General features: G+C 37.3%; 25 protein-coding genes. 3 read left to right on the top strand and 22 right to left on the bottom strand.

All coding sequences use genetic code 11. The annotated features are described in order from the left end of the window. Nucleotides 1–75: 75 nt before the first annotated feature. Complete coding sequence (locus ACFP65_RS05750; protein ID WP_379916760.1) at nucleotides 76–2,967, bottom strand: insulinase family protein; 2,892 nt, start codon at nucleotides 2,965–2,967, stop codon at nucleotides 76–78. Nucleotides 2,968–3,203: 236 nt separating this feature from the next. Here ACFP65_RS05750 and ACFP65_RS05745 point away from each other — a divergent pair, with 236 nt between their 5' ends. Further along, on the top strand, nucleotides 3,204–3,302 hold the full coding sequence (locus ACFP65_RS05745) for a putative holin-like toxin (RefSeq protein ID WP_327756246.1): 99 nt from the start codon (nucleotides 3,204–3,206) through the stop codon (nucleotides 3,300–3,302). Nucleotides 3,303–3,485: 183 nt separating this feature from the next. Here the strand turns inward: ACFP65_RS05745 and ACFP65_RS05740 are convergent, their stop codons facing one another. Further along, nucleotides 3,486–4,274 carry an aminoglycoside 6-adenylyltransferase gene (locus ACFP65_RS05740; RefSeq protein ID WP_379916758.1) on the bottom strand — a complete coding sequence of 263 codons (789 nt, stop codon included), beginning with the start codon at nucleotides 4,272–4,274 and terminating at the stop codon, nucleotides 3,486–3,488. Between the two features lie 307 nt (nucleotides 4,275–4,581). Then, on the bottom strand, nucleotides 4,582–4,755 hold the full coding sequence (locus ACFP65_RS05735) for a hypothetical protein (protein ID WP_379916756.1): 174 nt from the start codon (nucleotides 4,753–4,755) through the stop codon (nucleotides 4,582–4,584). Nucleotides 4,756–4,902: 147 nt separating this feature from the next. Here ACFP65_RS05735 and ACFP65_RS05730 point away from each other — a divergent pair, with 147 nt between their 5' ends. Beyond that, nucleotides 4,903–5,811 (top strand): helix-turn-helix domain-containing protein, encoded by a 909-nt coding sequence (locus ACFP65_RS05730; RefSeq protein ID WP_379916754.1) that lies wholly within the window; start codon nucleotides 4,903–4,905, stop codon nucleotides 5,809–5,811. An 85-nt stretch (nucleotides 5,812–5,896) separates the two neighbouring features. Here ACFP65_RS05730 and ACFP65_RS05725 read toward each other — a convergent pair whose 3' ends face one another. The 8 genes from ACFP65_RS05725 to rpsP form a co-directional block, all read right to left on the bottom strand. Then, on the bottom strand, nucleotides 5,897–6,400 hold the full coding sequence (locus ACFP65_RS05725; RefSeq protein ID WP_379916752.1) for a hypothetical protein: 504 nt from the start codon (nucleotides 6,398–6,400) through the stop codon (nucleotides 5,897–5,899). A gap of 129 nt (nucleotides 6,401–6,529) precedes the next feature. Further along, on the bottom strand, nucleotides 6,530–6,952 hold the full coding sequence (locus ACFP65_RS05720; RefSeq protein WP_379916750.1) for an OsmC family protein: 423 nt from the start codon (nucleotides 6,950–6,952) through the stop codon (nucleotides 6,530–6,532). Between the two features lie 9 nt (nucleotides 6,953–6,961). Next, on the bottom strand, nucleotides 6,962–7,447 hold the full coding sequence (locus tag ACFP65_RS05715; protein WP_379916748.1) for a hypothetical protein: 486 nt from the start codon (nucleotides 7,445–7,447) through the stop codon (nucleotides 6,962–6,964). Between the two features lie 351 nt (nucleotides 7,448–7,798). Continuing rightward, nucleotides 7,799–8,149 (bottom strand): 50S ribosomal protein L19, encoded by a 351-nt coding sequence (rplS, locus tag ACFP65_RS05710; protein ID WP_225744017.1) that lies wholly within the window; start codon nucleotides 8,147–8,149, stop codon nucleotides 7,799–7,801. 139 nt (nucleotides 8,150–8,288) lie between these two features. Then, entirely contained in the window at nucleotides 8,289–9,044 is a 756-nt protein-coding gene (gene trmD / locus ACFP65_RS05705) for a tRNA (guanosine(37)-N1)-methyltransferase TrmD (protein WP_379916746.1), read from the bottom strand. Continuing rightward, nucleotides 9,041–9,553, bottom strand: coding sequence for a ribosome maturation factor RimM (gene rimM / locus ACFP65_RS05700; protein ID WP_379916887.1), 513 nt, complete (start codon nucleotides 9,551–9,553; stop codon nucleotides 9,041–9,043). The genes trmD and rimM overlap by 4 nt, the downstream gene beginning before the upstream one ends. 152 nt (nucleotides 9,554–9,705) lie before the next feature. Further along, nucleotides 9,706–9,951 (bottom strand): KH domain-containing protein, encoded by a 246-nt coding sequence (locus ACFP65_RS05695; RefSeq protein ID WP_225744015.1) that lies wholly within the window; start codon nucleotides 9,949–9,951, stop codon nucleotides 9,706–9,708. Nucleotides 9,952–10,018: 67 nt separating this feature from the next. After that, nucleotides 10,019–10,291, bottom strand: a complete 273-nt coding sequence (rpsP, locus tag ACFP65_RS05690; protein WP_225744014.1) for a 30S ribosomal protein S16 — start codon at nucleotides 10,289–10,291, stop codon at nucleotides 10,019–10,021. A gap of 174 nt (nucleotides 10,292–10,465) precedes the next feature. Here rpsP and ACFP65_RS05685 point away from each other — a divergent pair, with 174 nt between their 5' ends. Continuing rightward, the gene (locus tag ACFP65_RS05685; RefSeq protein WP_379916743.1) at nucleotides 10,466–10,804 is read left to right on the top strand and encodes a helix-turn-helix domain-containing protein; all 339 of its coding nucleotides are present in this window, start codon (nucleotides 10,466–10,468) and stop codon (nucleotides 10,802–10,804) included. Nucleotides 10,805–11,052: 248 nt separating this feature from the next. Here ACFP65_RS05685 and ACFP65_RS05680 read toward each other — a convergent pair whose 3' ends face one another. The 11 genes from ACFP65_RS05680 to celB all read right to left on the bottom strand — a co-directional run bounded on the left by ACFP65_RS05680 (nucleotide 11,053) and on the right by celB (nucleotide 24,906). Next, nucleotides 11,053–11,172, bottom strand: coding sequence for a putative holin-like toxin (locus ACFP65_RS05680; protein WP_379916741.1), 120 nt, complete (start codon nucleotides 11,170–11,172; stop codon nucleotides 11,053–11,055). 302 nt (nucleotides 11,173–11,474) lie between these two features. Then, the gene (ffh, locus tag ACFP65_RS05675) at nucleotides 11,475–12,899 is read right to left on the bottom strand and encodes a signal recognition particle protein (protein ID WP_379916739.1); all 1,425 of its coding nucleotides are present in this window, start codon (nucleotides 12,897–12,899) and stop codon (nucleotides 11,475–11,477) included. A gap of 5 nt (nucleotides 12,900–12,904) precedes the next feature. Then, the gene (locus ACFP65_RS05670; protein ID WP_379916737.1) at nucleotides 12,905–13,255 is read right to left on the bottom strand and encodes a putative DNA-binding protein; all 351 of its coding nucleotides are present in this window, start codon (nucleotides 13,253–13,255) and stop codon (nucleotides 12,905–12,907) included. 12 nt (nucleotides 13,256–13,267) lie between these two features. Further along, nucleotides 13,268–14,332, bottom strand: a complete 1,065-nt coding sequence (gene ftsY / locus ACFP65_RS05665) for a signal recognition particle-docking protein FtsY (RefSeq protein ID WP_379916735.1) — start codon at nucleotides 14,330–14,332, stop codon at nucleotides 13,268–13,270. 60 nt (nucleotides 14,333–14,392) lie between these two features. Then, nucleotides 14,393–15,205, bottom strand: coding sequence for a Cof-type HAD-IIB family hydrolase (locus tag ACFP65_RS05660; protein ID WP_379916733.1), 813 nt, complete (start codon nucleotides 15,203–15,205; stop codon nucleotides 14,393–14,395). A gap of 72 nt (nucleotides 15,206–15,277) precedes the next feature. Then, nucleotides 15,278–18,844: a chromosome segregation protein SMC gene (gene smc / locus ACFP65_RS05655; RefSeq protein ID WP_379916731.1), complete on the bottom strand. Its 3,567-nt coding sequence runs from the start codon at nucleotides 18,842–18,844 to the stop codon at nucleotides 15,278–15,280. A gap of 61 nt (nucleotides 18,845–18,905) precedes the next feature. Further along, nucleotides 18,906–19,604 (bottom strand): ribonuclease III, encoded by a 699-nt coding sequence (gene rnc, locus ACFP65_RS05650; RefSeq protein WP_379916729.1) that lies wholly within the window; start codon nucleotides 19,602–19,604, stop codon nucleotides 18,906–18,908. A gap of 167 nt (nucleotides 19,605–19,771) precedes the next feature. After that, nucleotides 19,772–21,715, bottom strand: a complete 1,944-nt coding sequence (locus ACFP65_RS05645; protein ID WP_379916727.1) for a BglG family transcription antiterminator — start codon at nucleotides 21,713–21,715, stop codon at nucleotides 19,772–19,774. 112 nt (nucleotides 21,716–21,827) lie between these two features. Continuing rightward, nucleotides 21,828–23,213, bottom strand: coding sequence for a glycoside hydrolase family 1 protein (locus ACFP65_RS05640; RefSeq protein ID WP_379916726.1), 1,386 nt, complete (start codon nucleotides 23,211–23,213; stop codon nucleotides 21,828–21,830). A 13-nt stretch (nucleotides 23,214–23,226) separates the two neighbouring features. After that, on the bottom strand, nucleotides 23,227–23,532 hold the full coding sequence (locus tag ACFP65_RS05635; RefSeq protein WP_379916724.1) for a PTS lactose/cellobiose transporter subunit IIA: 306 nt from the start codon (nucleotides 23,530–23,532) through the stop codon (nucleotides 23,227–23,229). An 84-nt stretch (nucleotides 23,533–23,616) separates the two neighbouring features. Continuing rightward, complete coding sequence (celB, locus tag ACFP65_RS05630) at nucleotides 23,617–24,906, bottom strand: PTS cellobiose transporter subunit IIC (RefSeq protein WP_379916722.1); 1,290 nt, start codon at nucleotides 24,904–24,906, stop codon at nucleotides 23,617–23,619. Between the last annotated feature and the right edge of the window lie 2 nt (nucleotides 24,907–24,908).

The following is a 24,908-nucleotide window of genomic DNA, read 5'->3' as shown; positions in this document are numbered from 1 at the left end:
CCTTTCTCCGCTCTTATATAAATAATCAAGCAAAAAAACGACCTTCGATTAAGAAGATCGTTTCGAGAGATTTGCCTAGTAAAGTTCAATCACTTTATCAAACAAGTCTTTTTCGTTTTCTATCTGTGTTTTGTTACCGATGACGACAACCGTGCTATCTTCAAGTACTTTGCTGTACTCAGATGCTAATGAAGCTAAGCCTTCTGAAGTTGTAGCTAATATTTCTTGTTTTAGTTTCTGAATTTCTGCTTGCGTAATACCTCGATTGAATCGTTCGAAAGCAATGAGTCCTTTACTGAATGCAGAGTTTGGCTGTTCTAACGGACTCATAGTTCCTATAATATATTTAACCAATTCTGTCTCAGATAACGAGAGTTTCTCTACAAAATTTGATAAATTATTGTAGATCTCTAAGGTTTTACCAATATTTGGATCGCGATATGACCCAAGCGCAAAGCTGCCGTTCCTACGGTGATTGTACAGTGAACCATACGCCCCACCTTTTACACGAATCTCGTTCCATAGATAATCAAAACGGAAAACCGTCCCTAATACGCTAGTTGTTCCATTGAAAGGTAATGTACCTGAAGCATCAGCCGCAGCCCCTACATAGTTTACATCTTGTGCCGTTACATAAGCTTCTTTGATGGGCTTTCCAGGAACGTATTGAATGGCATCCTCTATTTTAGAGTTTTCTACCTTAGCAAAAGCTGTCTCTAACTGAGCTTTAATAGGCTCTACGCGTTCGCTTTCACCGACGTATAAGACCGTAATTCTTTGTTTATTAAGCATTCTACTCAGTAATGTTTTCAATTGTTCCGTTAATTCTTTAGTTTCTTCGGATTTCAATTGATCACGAATAGTTTTCAAGTGTCCAAACTGATCGATGCCTCCAGCTAGCTCGTTTAATTTAGAAGCAGCTTTAACTTGGCTTAAAGCTCTATTAGCGGCCAATACATGGGCTCTGTAGTTAATAGCATTTTCAAAGTTAGAGATCGAGCTTTGAGTGATTTTTAGCATCTCAGAAGTATCAGTAAATTGAGTATGTGTAATCATCTCATATATCAGTTCAATCACTTTTTCCGAGAAGTCTTCTAAACCTTTCCCTCTGATGACAAAGTGAGGTTTTAGTTCACCATTTTTGTTCTCAAATATATCGATTGTTGCGTAAATACCACCAGTGTATAGATCACTTTGACGTTGAAGGGTCGCTACATCAAAATGTTCTGTACCTAGTCTACTGAGTAGTTTACTCAAATAGCCTAGTAATGGATACTCTTCTTGTTTGAAATCGCTGATATCAAAATACAAACTGATATAATCGATTCCTGAAGTGAACTGATCAGCATGATAGAACTTAGACTGTTCGAAAATAGTCGAAGATGCTAATGGATAGTCTTCTACTTCAGTACTTAAATCTTCTCTTGTTAAAGTTGGGATCTTAGCTAGATCTTCCGGACGATCTGGCGTTTCCTGGCGTTTGATCAAGTTATTCGTTTTTGTAACGATTGTATCAATTTCATCCTCAGAAAGCTGAGCTTTATACTCTTGTAATTTTTCTAGAGTTTCGGCTTCCAGCTTATCATTTTTACCCGGTTCAGCTTTTAAGGCCACTTCTACACGGAAAGTATTTTCTAATAGTTTGTCGGAAATGAGTTTTTCAAAATAACCTTCAGTAGCGAGTTCTTTTAACTGATTCAAGTAAGTTGAGAACTCAAGATTCACAAATGGATTTTTTTCATATAGCCATGTACTTAAAGAACGAATAGCATAAATGACACCACGCGGATTATCTTCTGAGATAGCGGCTTCTTTTGTTTGGAAGGTAATTTTATTCAATGCGCCATCAATAAGTTCTTGATCGATCCCCTCTTTTACAAGGCCAGATAACGTTTCTTCTACAACTTGTTTTAACTGATCCATCTTGCTTGTATCAGAATATTTGGCAAGAATCGTAAAAGCCGTTGGAAAGCCAATGTCATCCACGTCGCCATCAATATCTCCGCCAATCTCTGCATCCAGTAATGCTTTTTTAAGTGGTGACTGATTATTTCCAAATAAAATTTCTTGTAAAACTTCTAGTCCATACTTATCTAATGGGTTTTCTTGAGAAGCTACGTGCCAGCCTAATGCCAAGAAGTCTTTTCCTTCAGGCGTATCCCCTTCAGTAATCGAATACGTTCCTTCGTAAGATTTTTGAGTGGGTTCAGTTGCATCCATCGTTAAATCAACCATGTCTTTACGGCCGATTCCTGAGAAATAAGACTCAAGGGCTGAAAAAGCTTCATCTATATCTAAATCACCATATAAAATCGTTAATGAATTGCTTGGGTGATAATAGTTTTGATGGAATTCGATAAATTCTTTTTGAGTTAAACTAGGAATCGCTTGTGGCTCTCCGCCTGATTCATAACTGTAAATACTTTCCGGATACAAATGACTAATCAAATTTTGATAGACTTGTCTCTCAGGAGAAGCAGTAGCCCCTTTCATCTCGTTGTAAACGACCCCTTTATAAATCAAATCGTCTTCTGCGTTCTCTAGATGATAATGCCAGCCTTCTTGTTCTAGTATTTGTTCATCTGTATATAAATTAGGCTGGAATACAGCGTCAAGATAAACCCCCATAAGATGTTTGAAGTCTTTTTGATTTGTAGAAGCTACAGGATAAATCGTTTTATCCGAAAAGGTCATTGCATTCACGAATGTATTCAAAGATCCTTTTATCAATTCTACAAATGGTTCTTTAGAAGGATACTTCTTAGAACCATTCAAGACAGAATGCTCTAGGATATGAGCAATTCCATTATCATTATAAGGCGGTGTCTTGAATCCGATGGTAAAAGATTTATTTGAATCGTCGTTCTTCAGATAAAGGACCTTTGCGCCTGTTTCTTCATGTTCATAAAGTGTTCCGACTGATTGAATATCAGCAAGTTCTTTGGTTTCCAATGACTTAAAGCTCATATAATTTAATTCTCCTCTTCTTACGTAGTCTTTCTAATTCAATTCTAACACTATTTATAAAAAACCAGAATCATTATTTACGATTTAGTTTTTCTGTTACAAAACACTTCGAGATATCGCTTGATTTCGAACGTGTGTTTGCTATAATGGGTTTGTAAGAAGTTCTGACGGTGGCTTTATTTAGGAGGTGGCACTATGCGGTGCTATAGTCCATTTTTCAGAAAGAAGAAGCCTGATTGAGTGTTACCGATGCCTTGCAACTGATGATGGGATTTGGCATGTTCGTCATTGCTATGATTTCTCTTGTCATCAATATCAATAAAAAAGATAAATGAAGACACAAAAAAACCGTCCTGACTTTGGAGAGTTAAAGGACGGTTTGATCGTTCAATTCATATGGTCACCGTCAGTAAACGGCTTATGGAAAGAGTCTTGTTCAGGCAAGGCTCTTTTTCAGTTCTAGTATATCATATTACATAACACTGTCAATTTTTAAGGGAAGTCTCCTAGAGTGATGTTTACTCAAATTGAACGAGGTCGGTTGCTTTAGAAAATAAGTCTTGCTTGAAATTTAAATGGTATATCTCAGCAGTGTCTTTAGCTACCCGTTCTATTTCTTTATTTAGAGAATTTAGAGTACTTGGTATTTGATCGTAGGTGGTTTGAGACAGTTTCAGGAGATAAGCTTGTTTGTCTTGAGTTAAGTAGCTTCTCTCCCCTTCGTATTTACTCCAGTCATTAGGATTATTGGCAGGAATACCTAAATGGATATGAAAAAGTGAAACCAGGCAATGCTGCATCGATAAAAAGCATTGCTGAACATAATGATATTCCCTGCGCTGGTATCTTCTATATAACTCATGAAAATGTGCTAAGTACTTATATACGATTGCTTGGAACTCTTCTTGAGTGGGGATGTATGTTAAGTTTTCAGAATCACTTTTCAGCTTTTCCAAGAACCCATCGGTATCTTTTAAAATTTGAATCCCTTTCAACCATCTATCTGCAGCTAACTGACTTGGGTAGTAGACAAAAAGATCTAACTTTACAAAACAATCAAAATGAATCACTGCAAAAGAAGAAAACCACGATTCTATAAATAAAATATCTTTTTGATCTTCTATTAGTACTTTCAGCTTATCTCGCTTTGGCACCCCTTCATCGACTAAGATTCTCAAGTCAATATCTGAAAACTCATCTTCCGTGCCATTGGCTAAGGACCCACCTAAGTATATACCGATAATATCCCTATCCTTTTGTAACCTACTAACGATAGCCTCTTTTATTCTTGTCCGCTCATATCTCAACGTAAAAACCTCCTTTTATTCTAGGTTACTTGATTACGGATATAGTTTCCACTAATGATATAGAGTATCCTTTTGCTATCTTAAAATAACAACACATAAATACGGTATCAAAACGATATCGTATTTATGTAGTGATTCAGTGTCCTTTTGTTAATCTTTTTCGGTGCTTATATCTATTCCTCTACGTTCGTGTTAAGGTTGATTAAATCTGATAGTACGACCGATTCAATTTGGTTGATGATGAGTTCCCGCTCATCAAGCCACCTAACTAATCGAATGTTTACTATTCCCCAACTACTAAGTTCAGTTAAAGTAAAGTTATTTTTCTTAAAACTGTTTCCAAAGGACAATCGATATTTCCATCTGCATTATGGAAAACATCAATATTATCTACAGTTAAAGTAATAAGCGCGTTTTCACCCTCAACAATGTATTTATACACTTTATCCGGAATGTTAACTAGTGGCTCCAATTCATTCATAAAAATTCCCCTTCTACCGAAGTTCATTTAATTACAATCTATACCAACTGTCTTTTACTACTGTCGTTATATAGGATATTTTAACAAGAATTTATCACTTTCTTAATAATTGTTATTATCTTACCCGCAAAATTAGGAGGGCTTATCATGAGTGAATTATATTATCATCTAGGAAAAGTATTAAAGATTATCAGACAAAACAAAGGATATACGCAACAAGAAGTTTCTGACAGTACGATGTCTAGATCAAACTATACTAAGTTAGAGAAAGACGAAATCAATCCAAATGTCGTCAAGTTTTTAGCGATTCTTGACTACATGGACATGCATCATGACGAGTACGCTTTTATTTTGAACGATTATAGTTTAAATGATAAAGATACCGTCTTATATCTGTTTAAAGAAATGGAACAATTCCCTGATATTTCTTATGTTAAAGATTTGATAGATGCTGCCAATAAATTACTTGAAAAACGATATGATCATATGACAGAAGATGTACTGAATATCGCTCAAGCCTACTATTGTTTAATTGAAAAAAATAGTCTTGCTGATGCTCGAAAATATGCAGAAAGCATCTGGGATAGATTAAAAAATCTTGACAAGTTTTACCTCTCGGAATTTCATCTTCTAAATGGTATTTTGTATTACTTTGAACTAGAAACAGCCGTATCATTGACAGATAAAGCTTTAGAGGAGTTGGAAAAGTATTATTGTTTTAAAGAAGCTGAAGAATTAAGACTATCCTTTCTATCTCATATTTCCTGCCTGCTTATTTCACATGAACAGTACGAGTTAGCCTTAAAATATACTGATCAGCTTATAACTAAATCAAAAAGTGATAACAAGGTTCTATCATTCGGTGCAGCGCTCGTGCGTAAAGGAATGTGCTTGAAGGGTCTAAATAAAGAAAAAGAAAGTCAGGATAGTTACAATTTAGCAATTGAACTATTTAATGTTATAGGACGAGAAGATTTGAGTAAACAAACGCGAGAAGATCCTAAACTTGTTTACAATCCCTATGGTTTCGTTGATGAAGAGATAAAGGCTTCCTAGCTGTATGGACTTATAACTTTAAAAGACATCAAAAACCCAGTAACTCAACTGGTCTTTTTGATGTCTTTTAATTTGTTTATCAAGTTCAAAGTAGATATTGACTCTGAAAGTCTCTGTCTACGCGTATGAAATCTTTGTCTGCTAAACTCGTTCCATAGACTTTCAAACCAGGAGCATACTTTTCTTCTCTAACGGTTATCCTTCGTGACTCCCCTGAAGTATACGTTAGCCCAATACAAGCAATGGTTTCTTCGAAGTTCAGCACAGCAATTTCACTTTGAGGTAAATGACTATGGACACCACATATTAGCGCTGTAAGGTGTTGTATGCCTTTTTCGTGGTATTGTTTCAACTGCTGGATTTCCAGCTTGGTAAATGAAAAATCCCAGCGTTTCACCTTTTTCCCATTGTGATCGGGTGTTGATCTGTATTTCATTAAAACAATCTGTTCAGTCTGAGAATCTTGAGAGGTCAATCGATAAAAAATACCGTCCTCTGTGGTTTGGATCAATACAGGAATCGTTCCTGATTTTGTTAATTTAGATAGAAAAGCGCCATAATAAAAGTCTTCTTTGTTTACATTACCCAATTCGTTCACTCACTTATTTTATGATGTTTATAAAGGTGCTAGCACGCTTGGGTGCTAAAAGACAGAGAAAGACTCCGCCAGATCGATTTTAAGAATCAATCTGGCGGAGTCTTATTTAATCGCTTTGAATCAATTTTCGTATGCAACAGTTTGAATCTTAAGCGTTGTAGCTCCTTGAGTTAATTTCGAAACAGGACAACGTTTTTCTGCAGATTCAACCAATTTAGACGCATCAGCAAGTGACATATTTTCAACAGATGCAAATATAGCTACATCAAAGAAAAATCCAATACCATCAACTTCGCGTTTCAGTTGTACTGTGCAAGTGACCTGACTCTTATTGTCGGCTCCTCTTGCCTTTAGTAGAGATTGTATTGTCGCATTCAGACAAGTGGCAATCGCTAGACCAAATAACTCTTCTGGATTCGTACCCGGGGCATCGCTCAATGGACTGGAAGTAATCACACGCAGTCCTTTCGGATCATCTACATATGCAACGCCGTCAACGCCTTCTTTATTAACAATAGACGTTTCAAATAATGCTTTATCCATAATAATTTCTTACCCTTTTCTAGGTGTCAGGTCAAGTCCGTCTATTTTTTCAAGTTCTGGCAGTAATGCACGTAAAATGCGTCCACCAAATACAAAGACATCCATTACTGGATTGACATCTTCACCCGTAATGCCTAAATAGCGCATGAAAAGTTCTCCGTCTCCAGAAACTAAAAAGCGGAAGTAGCCCGATTTCATAGCGTTCAATTCATTTAGCTCAGTTAGGATATCCGGTAGCTTGTTGCGGTCAGTAACATAACCTATTTTGTTGTAAGTAATTTGATAGTTTACACGCTCAAGTGGTGCATCATGAATGATTACAGCACATCCAACAGGTTTATCCTTAGTAACACGAAGTGCTGATTGGAATAAAAGTTGCTGTTGTTCAGTTGTTTCGCCTTCTTTATTGCGAATCGGTGCTGGAATTTCTTTAACTTTGAATTGAATTTGCTTTTCTTCTGCTAGTGCTTTGAAATTGTCCGTAATTGTGCTCATCAAAATCCTCCAATAAGTTAATTTCATACTATCATTAAATTCTCACTTTTATTATAACGTAGTTTAGCCATTATGAACAGAGTTGTTCCAGAATTCATCCATTAATCTAAATAAATGTCTTTTTTAACTCCTCGTTATATGAAATTCTAAATACACTTTTTACTAATCATTATTATTTATCAAAAATGAAAGAACAGTCTCTTTAAACAAGTTTTCATTATTGAGTTTTGGAAGGTGTGTTGCAAAAAGAATCAGAATACGCTTAGAACCATGTACAACGAAAGAATTGTAAACTAAAAAAGCCTGTTAACTCCTAGTGGAGAAAACAGGCTTTTAACTATCTCATGGTGATTAACGACGAGAACGTTCTTGGATACGTGCAGCTTTACCACGTAAGTTACGTAGGTAGTACAATTTAGCACGACGAACGCGTCCTTGACGAGTCACTTCGATTTCTGCAACACGAGGTGAATGTAATGGGAAAGTACGTTCAACGCCTACTCCGTTCGATACTTTACGAACAGTGTACATTTCGCTGATACCTTGACCACGACGACCAATCACGACGCCTTCAAAAATCTGGATACGCTCACGAGTACCCTCTACGATACGTGCGTGAACACGAACAGTATCTCCAGGACGGAAGTCAGGAAGATCGCTACGTAGTTGTTCTTTAGTGATATCTTGAATTAATGGATTCATTTTAACTACTCCTTTCGCGCAATACTCTTAGGAGCCAGTCCCAGCGGAATATTGTCAGATACAAGTGGTTCCCCACTCAGCTATTAACTTTATCATACTATCGAAACACTGTAAAGGTTTTTTACTTGATTTTTCAAATTTATTCCACTTCTTCCTGAGAAGTCGCTTCTTTATTCCACTCTTCAATCCATTGTTTTTCTTGATTAGTCAATGTTCTCTTTTCCAGCATATCAGGTCTTCTTTGATACGTTCTCTTTAAAGATTCTTTATGGCGCCATTCTTCAATCAGTTTATGATTTCCGTTCATCAATACCTGAGGGACACTCATACCTTTATATTCCGCAGGACGGGTATAATGCGGATGTTCAAGTAAGCCGCTAGAATGAGAATCTGTTTCAGCGGATACTTCGTTGCCCAGTACACCAGGAATTAATCTAACGGCAGCGTCCATCATAACCATAGAAGCCAATTCCCCGCCTGTCAAGACATAATCACCTAAAGACACTTCATCAGTCACTAGACTTCTAATCCGCTCGTCATAGCCTTCATAATGACCACAGATGAATACGAGATGCTCTTCTTTTGAAAATTCTTCTGCCATGGACTGATCAAAAGGCTTTCCCGCTGGATCCATCAAGATAATCCGTTTAGTTGTTAACGGTTCTCTTTTTTCAATTTCTTCAATCGACTGAAAGATAGGTTCGGGTTTTAACAACATGCCTGCTCCACCACCATAAGGGGTATCATCTACATGTTGATGTTTACCATCACCGAATCGACGAAAATTCACTTTGTGCACTTCTAAAAGATCCTTGTCAATGGCCCGTTTCATGATAGAGTGACTTAAAGGCCCATCAAACATTTCTGGAAACAAGGTAACAACATCTATTTTCATTCGTCCAATCCTTCCATTACATGAACCGTTACACGTTGATTTTCAATATCGACATCAAGGATGACCGGTTCAATGTATGGTAGTAATAAATCTTTCTTGTTCTGTCTTTGAACGACCCAGACATCGTTAGCTCCGGTAGCTAAAATATCTTTTATCTTACCAAGAGTATCTCCAGACTCATCCACGACTGTACAGCCGATGATTTCATGCAAGTAGAATTCATTATCTTCAAGCTCTAAAAGTTGGTCATCTCCGACTCTGAGTACCCCACCAACAAAACGCTCAACTTCATTGATTGACGGATAATCTTCAAATGCAACAAGGTCAAAGTTTTTGTGTACGCGATGAGAGCGAACAGTCAAGTCAATCTGTTCTCCGTCTTTGAACCAGATCAGTGGCGCGCCAACGTAATATCGATCTGCTGGGTTACTTGTGACAGAAAGGACACGCACCTCTCCTTTCAAACCATGTGTGTTGACCACTTTACCTACATCATAAAATTCCATTATCCTTCTCCTATACAGTCATTTATTATATAATACAACAAAATGGAGATGTTCTCCTCAGAGGCATCCCCATTCACTATGAACCTTCAAATAATCTTACATGGATTGTTGAAACTAAAGTCTTTAAATATTCAGTACACTAATAGATTGTCTTGTTAATCTACAATGGTTAAACGCACGCGTTTTGGTCCGTCAAATTGGATACTGTAGACAATGGCACGAATCGCCTTAGCAATGCGCCCTTTCTTTCCAATCACACGACCGACATCATCAGGATGAACCGATAATAAGTATTCATGAAATTCATCGGTATCTTGCAAGTCAAGTTTGACTTCATCAGGATGACTAACTAACGGATTGACAATCGTAAAAATCAAATCTCTCATTTTTTGATCAGTCATAGTACCATCCTCTTTTATGTAGGATCACTTACCTAAGTAAGTTACTCAGGTAAGATCAAGTTGTTACTTATTTACTTCTTTTCTCGTCGTGGAATTTTTTGATAATTCCTTCTTTAGAAAGAAGATTTTTAACTGTATCAGACGGTTTAGCACCATCACGTAACCATTTTAAAACGAGTTCTTCGTCCACTTTAACTTCAGCCGGTGTTGAAACTGGGTTGTAAGTACCAACTGCTTCAATAATACGACCATCACGTGGAGCGCGAGAATCCGCAACAACTAAACGGTAAAAAGGTTTTCTTTTAGAACCCATACGTTTCATACGAATTTTTACTGCCATGTTTAACTTGCACCTCCTGTAGAATCCAGCATCAATACCCAGGTTAAACTCGGTATTGTGCCTTCTCTCAATCTCACGAGTCCTATCATATCATGCTTACAAAAGCTTGTAAAGTGTTTTTTCTTTACAGATTGATTTTATCTTACTGAATGTTAAAAAAGAGGAGTTCATCCAATGAGTATTGAAGATCAAGACTATATTATGAGGCAAGTTCAGTTACTTGCAAAAGGTATTGGAAAATTTTTAGATATTTTTTCTATCAAACAAATCTTGATGTTAGAACACGGAATTGAGGATCAAATAACCGATAGAGAAATTGAAACCATTGTCTATATGACTAGATTAGAAGAGATTCAAACCTCTAAAAATTTAACAAGAGAAGAATTGAGCCGTGAGACAGGGGTCGACTCTACTACCTTAATAAAATTATATTCAAATGAAAAATCAGCTAGTGATGAAGAACTAGAAAAACTGATCGATTATGTAGAAAACGAACAAATTTGGATTTCTTAAAAAAGGCCCTCTATATAGCGTTCTAATTGACAGCGAGCTTAAGCAAATGTACATTCAATAAAAAGTGTTTTTAAGACGACACTTTTGATCTTTTTTGAAGATAAAAGTCATTTAATTTTGTATACAATCGTTCCTTTGTGGTATAATTTAGACAGAAAAAGAGGACATGCTAGTAACATGCCCTCTTGTGTAGAACCGTTAAGACGGTAGCAGTAATAAGTTAAAAAATAACCGTTAACTGGCTAAAGTTAAAGACGGTTATTTTTTTTGTCATTATTTAGCTTTATCAAAACAACTACAAGACTAATAATGGAAATCAAGAGACTTCCAAAACCAATCATCAGCTGTAAAGCTTCAGCTACGGACAAAAAGGCTTTTCCTTTCTAAGATTCTAGCACCTATTTTCATAAGCACCACCACCTTCCAAGATAGCCACCGTCTCAACTTTCTACTTTACTATTATACCATGATTTAGCTTAGAAATGTTGATATAACAACGTTTTTTGAAAATTGTTAAAAAGCGGGCCTTAACCGATCTGATCCTATTCAACTCAAACCTATCTACAAAAGTTTATCAAAATAACCAAAAAAACAACCCGAAAACAAGACACTCAAAACAGTGTCTTGTTTTCGGGTAAAGATGCATGTAGATAAATGTGTTTTCGCTAAACTATTTTTTTCTTCTGATTTTTTTCTTTTTCTTTTTGGCCATGTTTTTAGAAGCTTTGTTCATGGCCATCTTACCTAACTTACCTTTGATTCCACCACCGAAAAGATTTTCCATACCGTTCATATTTCCATTAGACATCTTGCTCATCATATCTTTGGATTGTTTGAACTGCTTGATCATACGATTGACTTCAGCAATATTTCTAGCTGAACCAGCAGCGATTCTTCTTCTACGTTTTTGAGAGAGGATATCTGGATTACTTCTTTCCTCTGGTGTCATAGACATAACGATGGCTTTCATATGTGCTATATCTTTAGGATCCATTTCAAATTGATCCATACCAGGAATCTGGTTTACTCCAGGAATCATTTTGATTAGATCTTCAATAGGTCCCATATTTTGCATCTGGTCCATTTGCTCGATGAAATCGTTGAAATCATACGTATTTTCACGCATTTTCTCAGCCATTTCTTCCGCGCGTTTTTCATCCACTTCTTGTTGAGCACGTTCAACTAATGTTAAGATATCGCCCATGCCAAGAATTCGGTTAGCCATGCGGTCTGGGTGGAATGGTTCAAGTGCATCAAGGCGTTCCCCAGTACCCGTAAATTTAATCGGTTTTTGCGTCACGGAGCGTATAGAAAGTGCAGCACCACCACGTGTATCTCCATCCAATTTTGTAAGGATCACACTGGTGATATCCAAGCGATCGTTAAAGGTATTCGCAACATTGACAGCATCTTGACCAGTCATGGCATCTACAACTAAAAAGATTTCATGTGGGTTGATGGCTGTCTTGACGTTTTCTAGTTCATCCATCAGTGTTTCGTCTATATGTAGACGACCCGCTGTATCGATAATAACAACATCTCGATTTGTATCAATCGCTTCTTGGATTCCTTTTTCAGCAATCTCGACTGGACTTACTTGATCACCCATGCTGAATACAGGGATATTCAAATCTCTACCAACTGTTTGCAGTTGATCGATCGCTGCAGGACGATAAATATCGGCTGCAACCATCATCAGCTTTTTATTCTCATTTTTACGAAGATAATTTGCTAGTTTACCAGCTGTAGTCGTTTTACCAGCACCTTGGAGACCGGTCATCATATAAACCGTTGGTCCACGGTCCGCAAAAATAATTTTTTCTTGCGTGTCACCCATTAAGTGAGTTAATTCATCGTTAACAATTTTTACAACTTGCTGACCACCGTTAATACTTTCTAAAACTTCTTCACCAATTGCTTTTTCTCTTACCGTTTTAACAAAATCACGTACAACTTTGTAGTTTACATCGGCTTCCAGTAAAGCCAGGCGCACTTCGCGCATAGCATCTTTTACGTCAGCTTCTGTAATTTTTCCCTTTTTACGTAGACCAGAAAATGCATCTTGTAAACGTCCAGTTAATCCTTCAAAGGCCATTCAGGTTATTTCCCCTCTCGTTTTGGTTCATAGCTTACCTCTTGTAGTAGTTCCAGTAAGGTTGAATCATTTGGGTATTTTTCTAGTGCATAAGTGCGCGCTTTATTTAGCACGCGCTGTTTATAGTCGAAATCTTCAACTAGATGTAGCTTTGCTTCGTAATCCAAGAGAATCGTTTCGGACCTTCTGACATTGTCGTAGACCGCTTGTCTACTAATTTCAAAGTCTTCAGCAATTTCTCCAAGAGAATAATCTTCGCCGTAGTATAGTTGCATATATTCCTGTTGTTTTTTCGTCAGTAGTGGCCCGTAGAAACTGAACAGTGTGTTCATTTGAAGTGTCTTTTCTAGTTCCATATAAAGGCTCCTTTAAGCTGTCTGTTGAATCAGTTCTTTGAATAAGCCAATTGCAAACTTCTCTGAATCGAAAGCATGCAAGTCATCCATCGTCTCACCGAGACCGACAAATTTCACAGGGATATTTAGTTCCTTGCCAATTGCTAAAACGATACCACCTTTAGCTGTACCATCCATCTTAGTCAAAACAATCCCAGTAACATCAGTTGTTTCTTTGAAAATCTTCGCTTGGTTCAGTGCGTTCTGTCCAGTTGTTGCATCCAGTACAAGCAAGGTTTCGTGAGGTGCTTCTGGAATTTCACGACTGATCACTCGTTTCATTTTTTCAAGTTCATTCATCAAATTCTTTTTATTTTGTAAACGACCGGCAGTATCAATCAGTAAAACATCTGCTCCATGTTCTCTTGCTTGGGTAATCCCGTCATAAACAACAGCCGCTGGATCGCCACCTTGTTTCGTAGAAACGACCTGCGCCCCTACTCGATCACCCCAGACGCGTAATTGTTCGATTGCTCCTGCTCTGAAAGTATCTCCAGCTGCCAAAACAACTTTTTTACCATTGTCGATATACTGGTGTGCCATTTTAGCAATTGTAGTAGTTTTTCCAACGCCATTGACACCTACAAATAAAACGACGGTCAAGCCATCAGGATTATTATTGAAAACGTGGTGGTCAGGATTGGTTTCTCCATATAGATCGACCATTGTTTGAACGATTACACGCTCAGCGTCTTGCATGCTTCTAACATTTTGAACTTTAGATTCATGACGAAGTGTTTCAGAGATATACATCGTTGCTTCAAAACCAACATCTGACTCAATGAGTAAATCTTCTAATTCTTCAAAAAACTCTTCATCTTCATATCTGAAATTAGCCAGTAATTCGTTCAGACGTCTAGTGAATGAACGACGAGATTTCTGAAGTCCTTTTTCATACTGTGCTGTTTCCTTTTGTTCTACACGTTCGGGTTCAGAAACGGGGGCTGAAGCTTCTTCAACTGGTTCTTTTTTTTCCGGTTGTATATCCGTTTTTTCGGTATTTGTAAAAGCAGATTTGATTTTATCAAACAATCCCATATTTTTCCCAACTTTCTGCTAATGATTGTGATCAGATGACCGTTTCAGTTTTTATCTTACCTAGTTTAACACATATCGATCTATAGCATAAGCAACACCATGTTCATCATTTGATTTTGTAATGATGTCAGCCTGGGCTTTAACTTCGTCTGTAGCATTGTCCATGGCGACTCCAATCCCAGCGTACTGAATCATTGCCAAATCATTTTCTTGGTCACCAATGGCCATGATTTCACTGACATCTAAATTCAGTTTATCCGCTAGCAAGGCAAGGCCTTTTCCTTTATCAACGGTTTTCGGTAAAATTTCCAAAAGATTGGGACGAGACTTCATGATCGTATAGCGATCATGGTAATGTGCTGGAATCTGGCTAATTGCTTGATCCAGCTCTTCTTGATGCCAACAGAAAATCATTTTATTGATAGCCATTGTTCCTGGCAAAGAAGCCATATTGATCGGTTTAAACGGTAAGATATTCATTATTGAAGGATAAAGAGAGTCTTTTCCTGTAGGATAAGCGGGTTCATAGACTGTATTTAGATCTATAAAGTTGCAAGGAACAGATAATTTTTGACTTAAGTCATAGATTTCAAGTACAGAGTCTTTATCCATAGTAATCTGACTAAGACTTTCTCCGGTTTCAGTCCATTGAATCAGTCCTCCGTTGTAGGTAATCCCTAGGTCTCCTTCTTCAAGTAGATTACAGTCTTTTAGTATATGCAAAATCGCTTTGAGGGGTCGTCCAGTACATAAGACAACTTTTACACCAGCTTCTTTAGCTCGTTGTATAGCATCTCTATTTTCCACTGAAACTTCTTTATCTTTCGTTAGTAAGGTTCCATCCAAATCTAGTGCAACAAGTTTAATACTCACAGTAAAACTCCTTCTCATCGTTTACTTAGCTCGTTCAAGTAGGGATAGTAATGAAAGCTTCTCCTCAATACTCTAAGGAGAAACACCTTCGATTTCTTCTATGTCTTTCATTCTAACGGAAACAAGTTTAGAAACGCCTTTTTCTCTCATAGTTACGCCATAGAGACTGTCGGCTTCTTCCATTGTTCCTTTTCGGTGGGTAATAACAATAAACTGAGTATCGATTGAAAAGTTTTTCAGATATTTCCCAAATCTGGATACGTTGGCTTCATCAAGTGCAGCCTCCGCTTCATCTAGAATACAAAAAGGTATTGGTCGGACTTGTATAATGGCAAAAAGCAGTGAAATGGCAGTCAGCGCACGTTCTCCACCAGACAACAAACTTAAGGATTGCAAATTTTTACCAGGTGGCTGAGCGACGATCTCAACGCCTGAAGTTAGTAAATTTTCTGGATCAGTCAGTCTTAGTTCTGCCTTACCTCCGCCAAACATCTGTGGAAAGACAATGGCAAATTGAGCTTTGATTAGATTGAAAGTTTCTTCAAATCTTCTAGAAACTTCTGTATCCATTTGATCCATTGTATCGTAAAGACTCGCTTTAGCTTCAAGTAAATCTTTTTGTTGTGCACTGAGGAAAGTGAATCGTTCAAATACTCTTTCATATTCTTCAATGGCACCAACATTAACTGGCCCCAGTTCTTCTATCCCTTTTTTCAAGAGCTTGACTTTTTTCTGCGCTTCTTCTTCTGATAGAGATAGAGGTGGTTCTAACCTTGCTTCTTCATAACTCAATCCATATTCTTCTGAAAGATAGTTCAGTAAATGATCGAGAGATACATCCACTCTAGATAAATTAATTTCGACTTTTGTCTTACGATCACTTAATTCCTGCTTGTCTGCTTGCCTTGCAGTTAACCGACTTTCGACTTGAGTTTTTTCTGTTTCAATACGGTTAGCTTCTTTCTTGAGGACGTGCTCTTCTTCTCTCAACTGTTCAAGTTTTGAGCGATGATCTGTCAGTTGTTTTTTTAGTTCTTCTCTTGAACCAAGTGATTCACCTGACTCATAAGCTTTCAAGTCAGCATAAAGTACTTGAATATTTTCTTCTAACTGCTCTTTTTGATTTTTGAAATGCGTTACCTCAGCTTTTATAGCTGCTTGCTGCTCATTTACGGTATGCAGATGTTCTTGAAGGGATTCAAGATCTTCTTGCAAAGTGATTTTCTGTGCTTCAATATCTTCTCTTTCAGCAGATAGTTCATTCATTTCCCGCTTTTGAGAGGTCATTTGCTCATCAATCTGTTTGCGACTGGTCGCAATATCTTCTAATCGTTTTTGATTTTCGGTGAGTTCTTTTTCTGCTTGGTTGGACTCGTAAGTCAGCGCTTGTTGCTCTCTGCTTAGCCTTGTCCGTTTTTCTTCAACAGAATTTAGTTCATTTTGCAATTGACGCTCGTCAACACGTTTTTCTTCTCCCGCTGAGCGAACCTCTTCAATTTTATTTGAAAGCTTTTTACGTTGTTCTTTATCTCTAGTTAATTCTTGTCTTCTTAGGTCAACCGTTTTTTCTGTTTCGTCGATAAAGATTTCCAGTTCTTTTAGTTCTTTTTTCTGAGAAAACAGATGAGAATTAGAAGAACGCTTTCCACCACCGCCGGTCATGGAACCACCAGCATTCATCATATCACCCTGAAGGCTGACTACGCGGTAACGGTAATTAACAGTTCTAGCTATCGCATTTGCGGCATCTAACGTTTCCGCTACAATTGTATTCCCAAGAAGATTTTCTAATATATTAGAAACATGGCTTTCATATTGAATTAAGTCACTGGCAATACCCACGAATCCTTCAATTTCACTAGCTGCTTGTTTTACATCAGAGCGGATCAGTCGAGACTGGATCGTTGTAATGGGTAAAAAGGTAGCTCTTCCTGCACGAGTAGCTTTCAAGTGCTGAATAGCTTGTCTTCCGGCTTTTTCATTTTCTACCACGACAAACTGGCTTGAAGAAGAAAGAACTGTATCAATAGCTTCTAAGTAAGGCTTAGGCACCTCAATCAAATCGGCTACCGTACCAACGATTCCCTCCAGTCGAGATCGATACTTCATAACGGCTTTAACACCGGCAAAGTAACCGGCATAATTTTCCTGCATCTCTAGCAAACTCGTTCGTTTAGCGATTGCGTGTTGAAGTTTGCTTTGAGTGTCATTTAACCGTGCTTCTTTATTTTCTATCGCAGGCGTTAACTGTTCAATTGTTGCTTTAGTCTTTTGAAAGGCTGTTAAAAGTTCATCGACTTCTTTTTTTAAAATAGCATGATGCTCTGATTTCGATTTAACTTGTGCTTCAAGTTCCTCTAACTCCCGGGTGGTTTTTAAAGCATTCCGTGCGACTTTCTCTTTTGAAACGGTTTGTTGTTGTATTTGACGTTCAAGATAAGTTTGTTCATTTTTAAGCGTTGTTTGTTCTTGCATCAAATCGATATAAGTCGCTCTCAAGTCTTCAATGGCTTCTTCCCGGTTACCTTCGAGACGATTTTTTTGAGCTTGTTTTTCTTTGATTCGAGAAGACCATTCGGCAGCTTTTTTATTAAACGCTGCGAGTTCTTTTGTTACTCTGTCATAAGAGGTTGTAACCGTATCTAGTTGTTGTTCAAGGTTTCTAATAGAGGCTTTCTTTTCATCAAGGAAGGCTTCTTTGTGTTTTTCTTTTTCAGCATGGAGATTCAAAGCAGATTCTGTTCGCTCAATAGATTGAACTGTCTGCAGTAACTGGTTCTGAATCTGCTCACGTTCTTGTTCAAGTTGAATTTGTCTAAGTTTCAGTTTTTGAGCCTCTTGATGATCTTTATCAACTGCAGTAGTCAGTTCAGTCAGCTCTTGAGTTAATTGATCTAATAAAACTTGATCGGTTTCCATAGAATTTTGCAATTGTTTGATTTTTAAAACGGTTAATCCAATATCAACGCCCGTCAATTCTTCCTTTTGCTCTAAAAAAGAGTGCGCAAGATCGCTTTGAGCTTTTAAAGGCTCAACCTGAGTATCCAACTCATACAAAATGTCTTGAACTCTATCAAGATTATCCTGAGTATCTTCGAGCTTTCTTTCTGCTGTTTGTTTACGCAGCTTATACTTCAAGACACCGGCAGCTTCTTCAAAAATAGAGCGACGGTCTTCAGCTTTACTGTTGAAGATGGCTTCTACTTGTCCTTGAGAAATGATTGAAAAAGATTCCTTACCGAGTCCTGAATCCATGAAAAGGTCGACGATGTCTTTAAGACGACAAGGTTGCTTGTTTAAGAGGTAGTCACTTTCACCGTTTCGATTAATGCGTCTAGTCACACTAACTTCTTCAAAATCCACAGGAAGAAAGCCATCTTGATTGTCTAAAACCAAGGTGACTTCTGCAATGTTTATAGATTTTCTTGAATCGGTTCCAGAAAAAATGATGTCATGCATGCGTCCGCCACGTAGGTTCTTGGCAGATTGCTCACCCATAACCCAGCGAATGGCTTCTATGATATTACTTTTTCCACTACCATTTGGACCAACAACAGCTGTTACACCATCATTAAAGTCCAGCGTCGTTTTATCAGCAAACGACTTGAATCCTTTCAGTTCCAGTTTTTTTAATTGCACAGATGTTTCCTCTCCTTGCTAACGATATGAGAACGTTGAACTCACTGGTCTGATTTGGTTCTTACTGTTTTTTCTCTAGTGTCATTAATGCGACTCGTGCAGCTTCTTGTTCTGCACCTTTTTTAGAACGCCCTTTACCGGATCCTAAAGAATCGCCTTCTATAAATACTTCTACTACAAATTGACGGTCATGATCTGGTCCGATTTCTTCGATAACCTGATATACAATAGTAACCACACCGTTTTTTTGCAATAGTTCTTGCAAGGCTGTTTTATGATCCATCCCATGAGAGAAAGCACCAGAATCTATTTTAGGAAATAATACTTTTTCCAAAAAATCCATGACAACGCTCATACCTTGGTCAATAAAGACCGCACCAACAAAGGCTTCGAATACGTCGCATAATAATGATGGACGCTTTCTACCATTCATGAGTTCTTCGCCTTTTCCTAAACGAAGAAATTGAGCGAGTTCACACTCTTTTGCCAGCATAGCCAGACTTTCAGCTCTGACAATAGCTGCACGCATACGAGTCAATTGTCCTTCAGGAAGCTCTGGAAATTTATTATATAAATATTCAGAGACAGTCAATTCAAGTACAGCGTCTCCTAAAAATTCTAGACGTTCTAAGTTTTTTAATGTTAACTCTCGATGATCATTCGCATAGGATGAATGAGTAAATGCTTCAATAAGAAGTTCTTTATCCTGAAATGTAATACCAAAACGATTTTCAACGTGTTGAATCAATTCTTTTGTCAAACTTCTTCACTCCTTTCTTTTGTTTATATACCTATAGTATACTGGAAGATTGAATAAAAATAAACATTCAATCCAGTAATAGCGCTAATGTAAGGTCAGGTGGATTGAAGTAGTGAACTAAATAAAGATACTTCCGAAAAAGTATCTTTAAACGACTAAACGTTTCTTCACGTATTGATTTGAATGGTTTCGATAAATTCAGCGTAAGTTTCACACTGTAAGAGTTTGCTCACGATTGAAGGCGTGTTCACAATTTTACCTAAAACGTCATACAAACGTTGTAAGTCTTCCATACTGTCTTTTTCAACATTCAACAAACAGACAAACTGAACTTTTCGTTCCCCCCATTGAACGGGTTGTTTCAATGTACAGAATGTCAGAAAAGTTGTACTTGTCTGAGGCGTGATTGGATGTGGAATCGCTACATAATTCCCATAGGCAGTTGGTGCGATTTCCTCTCGTTTTTCCAGCTGTTCAACATAGTCATCTGATAAAGCGTGCTGTTCTTTTAATTGGACCATCAAAAATGAGAAAATCTCTTCTTTTGAACGAAAAGATTGATGTAAAAAAGTGTGTTCCTCGTCGATAAACGTCAAAGGATTAGACTGATCACTCTTTATAAATTGTTTGATATTATTGAGATCGATCTGACTTAAGATAGCATTGACTTCAAGCACTGGAACAGGTAACGGCTCGTTAATTGGAACGGCACTGATGATGAAATCAATGTCCGGATAAGGAATTTCTTTTAAACGATAGAGTTCAGTCGTTCCTAAAACTTCAATCTCTGAACGAAATTCTGATTTCAATTTGTACTGAATCAATCTGGAACTACCTAAGCCAGACGCACAGACAATATAGCATTTTTTCAAAGACAAATTTTCTTTTACTCTTTCTATCGCTGCTCCAAAATGTAAGGCGATATAAGCGACTTCATTTTCATCAATCTCAACGGATAATGTCTGATTTATCACAGTAGCCGCTGTAATCCCCGCTTCAAATGCCAAAGGGTAATGAGCTTTTATGTCTTCAAGCATAGGGTTACGAATATTCATATTATATTTATATCGATTAATGGCTGGCTTTAAGTGTAAGGCCAAGCTGATTTTAAGTTCTCGGTCTTGAGTAAGTTGTAAACTCAATTCGTCTTGAACACGTTGAAGAATTTCTTCTACTAAGTGTAGGATTTCAGGATTCACCATTTGCTCGTTTGAGCCGTCTAATGTAAGAGACGTATTCACTAGTTTAGTCCCAAGCAAGTGGATAGCAATATAAGCGATTTCAATTTCTGGAAATGACACACCCAACACTTCTTGAATTTGCATAATGATTTTCTGAGCAACTTCATATTCTTTTTGAGTTTGTATATCTGCTAGTTCTTGTTTGATGAGATTAACACTATAGCCTTCTTTGATTCGTTTATAGGCAATCACAATGTGTACAAAAAGATTGTTTAAAGCAATATCTGAAAGGACAATTTTATTGACTTCAATTTGGTACAAAAGAATGATCCAAATATCATTCAACGTCGTTTCATTCATTTCAGCAATAACACTGACTTGCTTTAATTGAATTAAATTAGGGCCAATTTGTCGGTGATCATAGAGATATTCTGAAATAGCAAACCGTCTATTCAGTTCCGTTCCTTGCAAAATCAAACCATAGTTTGGGCGACTGATCAAGTTGAGCGAATATCGTTTGAGCAAGGGTTTAATCGATTTTAGATCTGCTTGTAGCGTTGAACGACTAACGTGTATTTGTTCACTAAGATCATCCAGTTTAATTGGTTCATTTTTACGAAGGATAAGATTCAAAAGATATTTAATCCGTTCATTGGGCGTATCTGGAAGGTCCAGATTTTGATTAAATGTAGGATCTAATTCCTGAACATAACGGTCAAAGAGGTTTTGATCTTTGACAACGAGCTCAAATCCCTTTCCTTTAAGAGCATAGATATAAGCGCCAGATTGTTCTAGTTCATCATTTAATGTTTTTATATCTTTTCTAATTGTACGAGAAGAGACTTCAATCAGTGAAGCAAGCTGATCACTGGTCACTGGTTGATGAGCGGAGGACAATTTTTTTAAAATTTTAAGCTGTCTTTTTCGCATCAATGTTCTCCTTTCTTTAGAAATAGTCGATAATAAATCTCTCTTAATCTCTTAGCATGATAAAAGCGCAGTAAGTCTTAATCACTACGCTTATCATTTCTTCAGTTTAGTTTTATTGGTTAAAACCGTTCTTTTCAGACACTTCGGCAAACCAAGAAGCACTTTTCTTAGCCGTTCTTTCCTGTGTTTTTAAATCAACAGAATAGAAACCATAGCGGTTTTTATAGGCATTCATCCAAGACCAGTTATCCATGAATGTCCATAGGTGATATCCTTTTACGTTACATCCTTCTTCAATTGATTTATGCAACCATTTTAAATGTTCTTTTATAAAATCGATTCTATAATCATCTTCAATGCGGCCATTCTCTAAGAAGCGTTCTTCATTTTGAACCCCCATACCATTTTCAGAAATAAAGGATTCGATATTGCCGTAATTTTCTTTAAGATTAATCATAATATCGTAGATACCTTTTTCGTAAATTTCCCATCCACGATAAGGATTCATCTTTCTACCTGGCATTTCATAATAATCAAAAAACCAGTCAGGCATGAAAGGACTATCAGGATGCGGTTGAGTTTCTCTAGCTTTGACCCTTCTAGGTTGGTAATAATTCACACCTAATAAATCCACTATATTATCTTTAAGTAAGGTTTTGTCCCCTTCTTCTGTTTCAGGTAGCTGACCATATTCAGAAAGTAGATCAATCAAATCTTGAGGGTACTCGCCTTTAACAGCTGGATCTAGAAAGCTTCGATTAAAGAACAAGTCACAGTAGTGAGAAGCTTTCAAATCTGCCGGGTTTTGACTTCTTGGATAAGAAGGAGTTAGATTCAAAACGATTCCAATTTGACCATCATATTTTTCATGGTAAAGTTTTACGGCTCTAGCGTGGGCAATCATGGTATTGTATCCAACTTGAACAGCTTTTTTTGCATCCACGATATTAGGATAATGAAAATCGTATAAGTAGCCACCTTCTACAGGTACAACGGGCTCATTAAACGTGAACCATTTGTTTACACGGTCACCAAATAACTCAAAAGCTTTATCAGCATATTCAGCATAAGCTTCAATGACTTCTCGATTTTCCCAACCACCAATTTCTTGGAGCTCTAAAGGCATATCGAAATGGAACAAATTCACAAAAGGTTCAACGTCATTTCTGATCAATTCATCAATGACTTGAGAGTAAAATTCTACTGCTTCAGGATTTACCTCACCTCGTCCACCTGGAATGAGTCTTGCCCAAGAAATGGAGAGTCTAAAACTATTATGATGAATTTTTTTCATGTTTGCAATATCTTCTTTGAAGCGATGATAGAAATCAGACGTCACTTCAGGGCCAACATTCTCAAAAAAGCGGTTAGGTTCTTCTTCGTACCATTTGTCCCAAATATTCTTGCCTTTTGTTCCATTTTCTCCACCTTCTGTTTGTGTTGAAGAAGCGGCGCTTCCCCACCAGAAGTTTTCTGGAAATTGATAATCTAATGACATATCGATAGTCTCCTTATCTTGTTCTATAAATTTCAACGATTTCAGTAGCTAAATCACGAACGGTCATAGCCGTCATTAAATGATCTTGCGAGTGTACTAAGATAATATTTAGTTGCTGTTGTTCTCCACGTGCTTCGTTTTGAAGCAATGTTGTTTGGTGTTGATGTGCTTTCCCTAATTCTTCACCGGCTTCTTTCAACTTCTTGTCTGCTTCTTTAAAGTTGCCTTCTTTTGCTTCATGTATAGCTTCCATTGCGCTTGATTTACCATTACCAGCAAACAAGATAATTTGAAACGCAACCTCTGTCATTGGATCCATTTCATTAACCTCCATAAAACTAAAAGGAAAGCGAATGTCAGAGACATCCGTTTTCCTTTATGCAATTTTCTATTAAACTATTCATTACGCAGTAGCTTGAACACTTTGTTCTTCGCGGTAATATTGGTTATCTAACACTTTAAGGAAAGGTAACCAGATTACGAATACGATAGCCATATTGATCAACTGCATAACAGCTCCCATAATGTTATTCCCTGTAGCCAAGTATCCACTCAGCAAGGCTGGAGTTGTCCAGGGAACAATCAACCCGGCTGGTCTAGGCGCAAAGCCTAGATCCATAGCAAAATATGTGACGATTGCTACAATGACTGGTGCAAGTAACCAAGGGATAATGACTAGTGGATTCATAATGATTGGAAGACCGAAAATAACCGGTTCATTAACATTAAAGATTCCAGCAGGTCCACCTAGTTTACCTAGTTCACGAAGTTGACGGCTTTTCGTCACTACAAAGATCGCAGCAATTACAGCTAAAGTCATACCTGAACCACCAATACCTACAATAAACGTATCCATAAATTGTTTTGTTACAATATTTGGTAATTCTTCACCTGATTGGAATGCAGAAAGGTTTTGTTCATTTAATGAATACCAAATTGGATCAAATACAGAGTTAATAATGATTTGTCCATGTAATCCAAAGAACCAGAATACTTGGATCAATAGTACAGCAATAATGGTTGCGGGTAAGCCACTACCTAGTGCTGTAAGCGGTTGTTGAATTAAAGTATATATGAAGTTCTGAACCGTTTCAAACGCTGTGAAACTAAAAGCGACACGAATGAGTAAAAATACTGATAAAGTTAATGTAATGGGAATCAAGGCACTGAATGATCTTGAAACCGCATCTGGAACACCAGCTGGCATTTTAATCGTAAGATTTTTACGAACAAATAATTGATATAATTCAGCGGAAATGAATGCTGTGAAAATACCTAAAAACATGCCTTCTGCTCCTAATGCAGAAGTTGGAATAACGCCAGTTGTTTCTTCTAAAATTTGAGGTGTCAGTACTAAGAATGATGCTAAAGCAACAACTCCACCGTAAATGGATTCTCCTCCACGTTGTTCAACCATTTTGAAACCAATACCGATAATAACGAATAGACCCATTATACTCAATGTTGCAGCTGATGCTGGTCCTAATGCATTTTGGTAAGTTGCGTAAGCTTCTTCGCCAATGAGTCTGTCTAAGAACGGTAAGTTAGCAATAACAACGAAAATCGATCCGAAAATAATCAGCGGTAACGCTACCATAAAACCGTTACGTAAAGCTGTTAAGTAACGGTTATTGTTCAGCTTATCAGCAATGGGTAAAAGAATATCTTCTAATACGCTCATAAATTTATTCATGT

This window comes from Marinilactibacillus sp. GCM10026970, assembly GCF_042660675.1.
Classification (GTDB): Bacteria; Bacillota; Bacilli; order Lactobacillales; family Carnobacteriaceae_A; genus Marinilactibacillus.
This window is presented reverse-complemented; position numbering and strand designations above follow the sequence as displayed.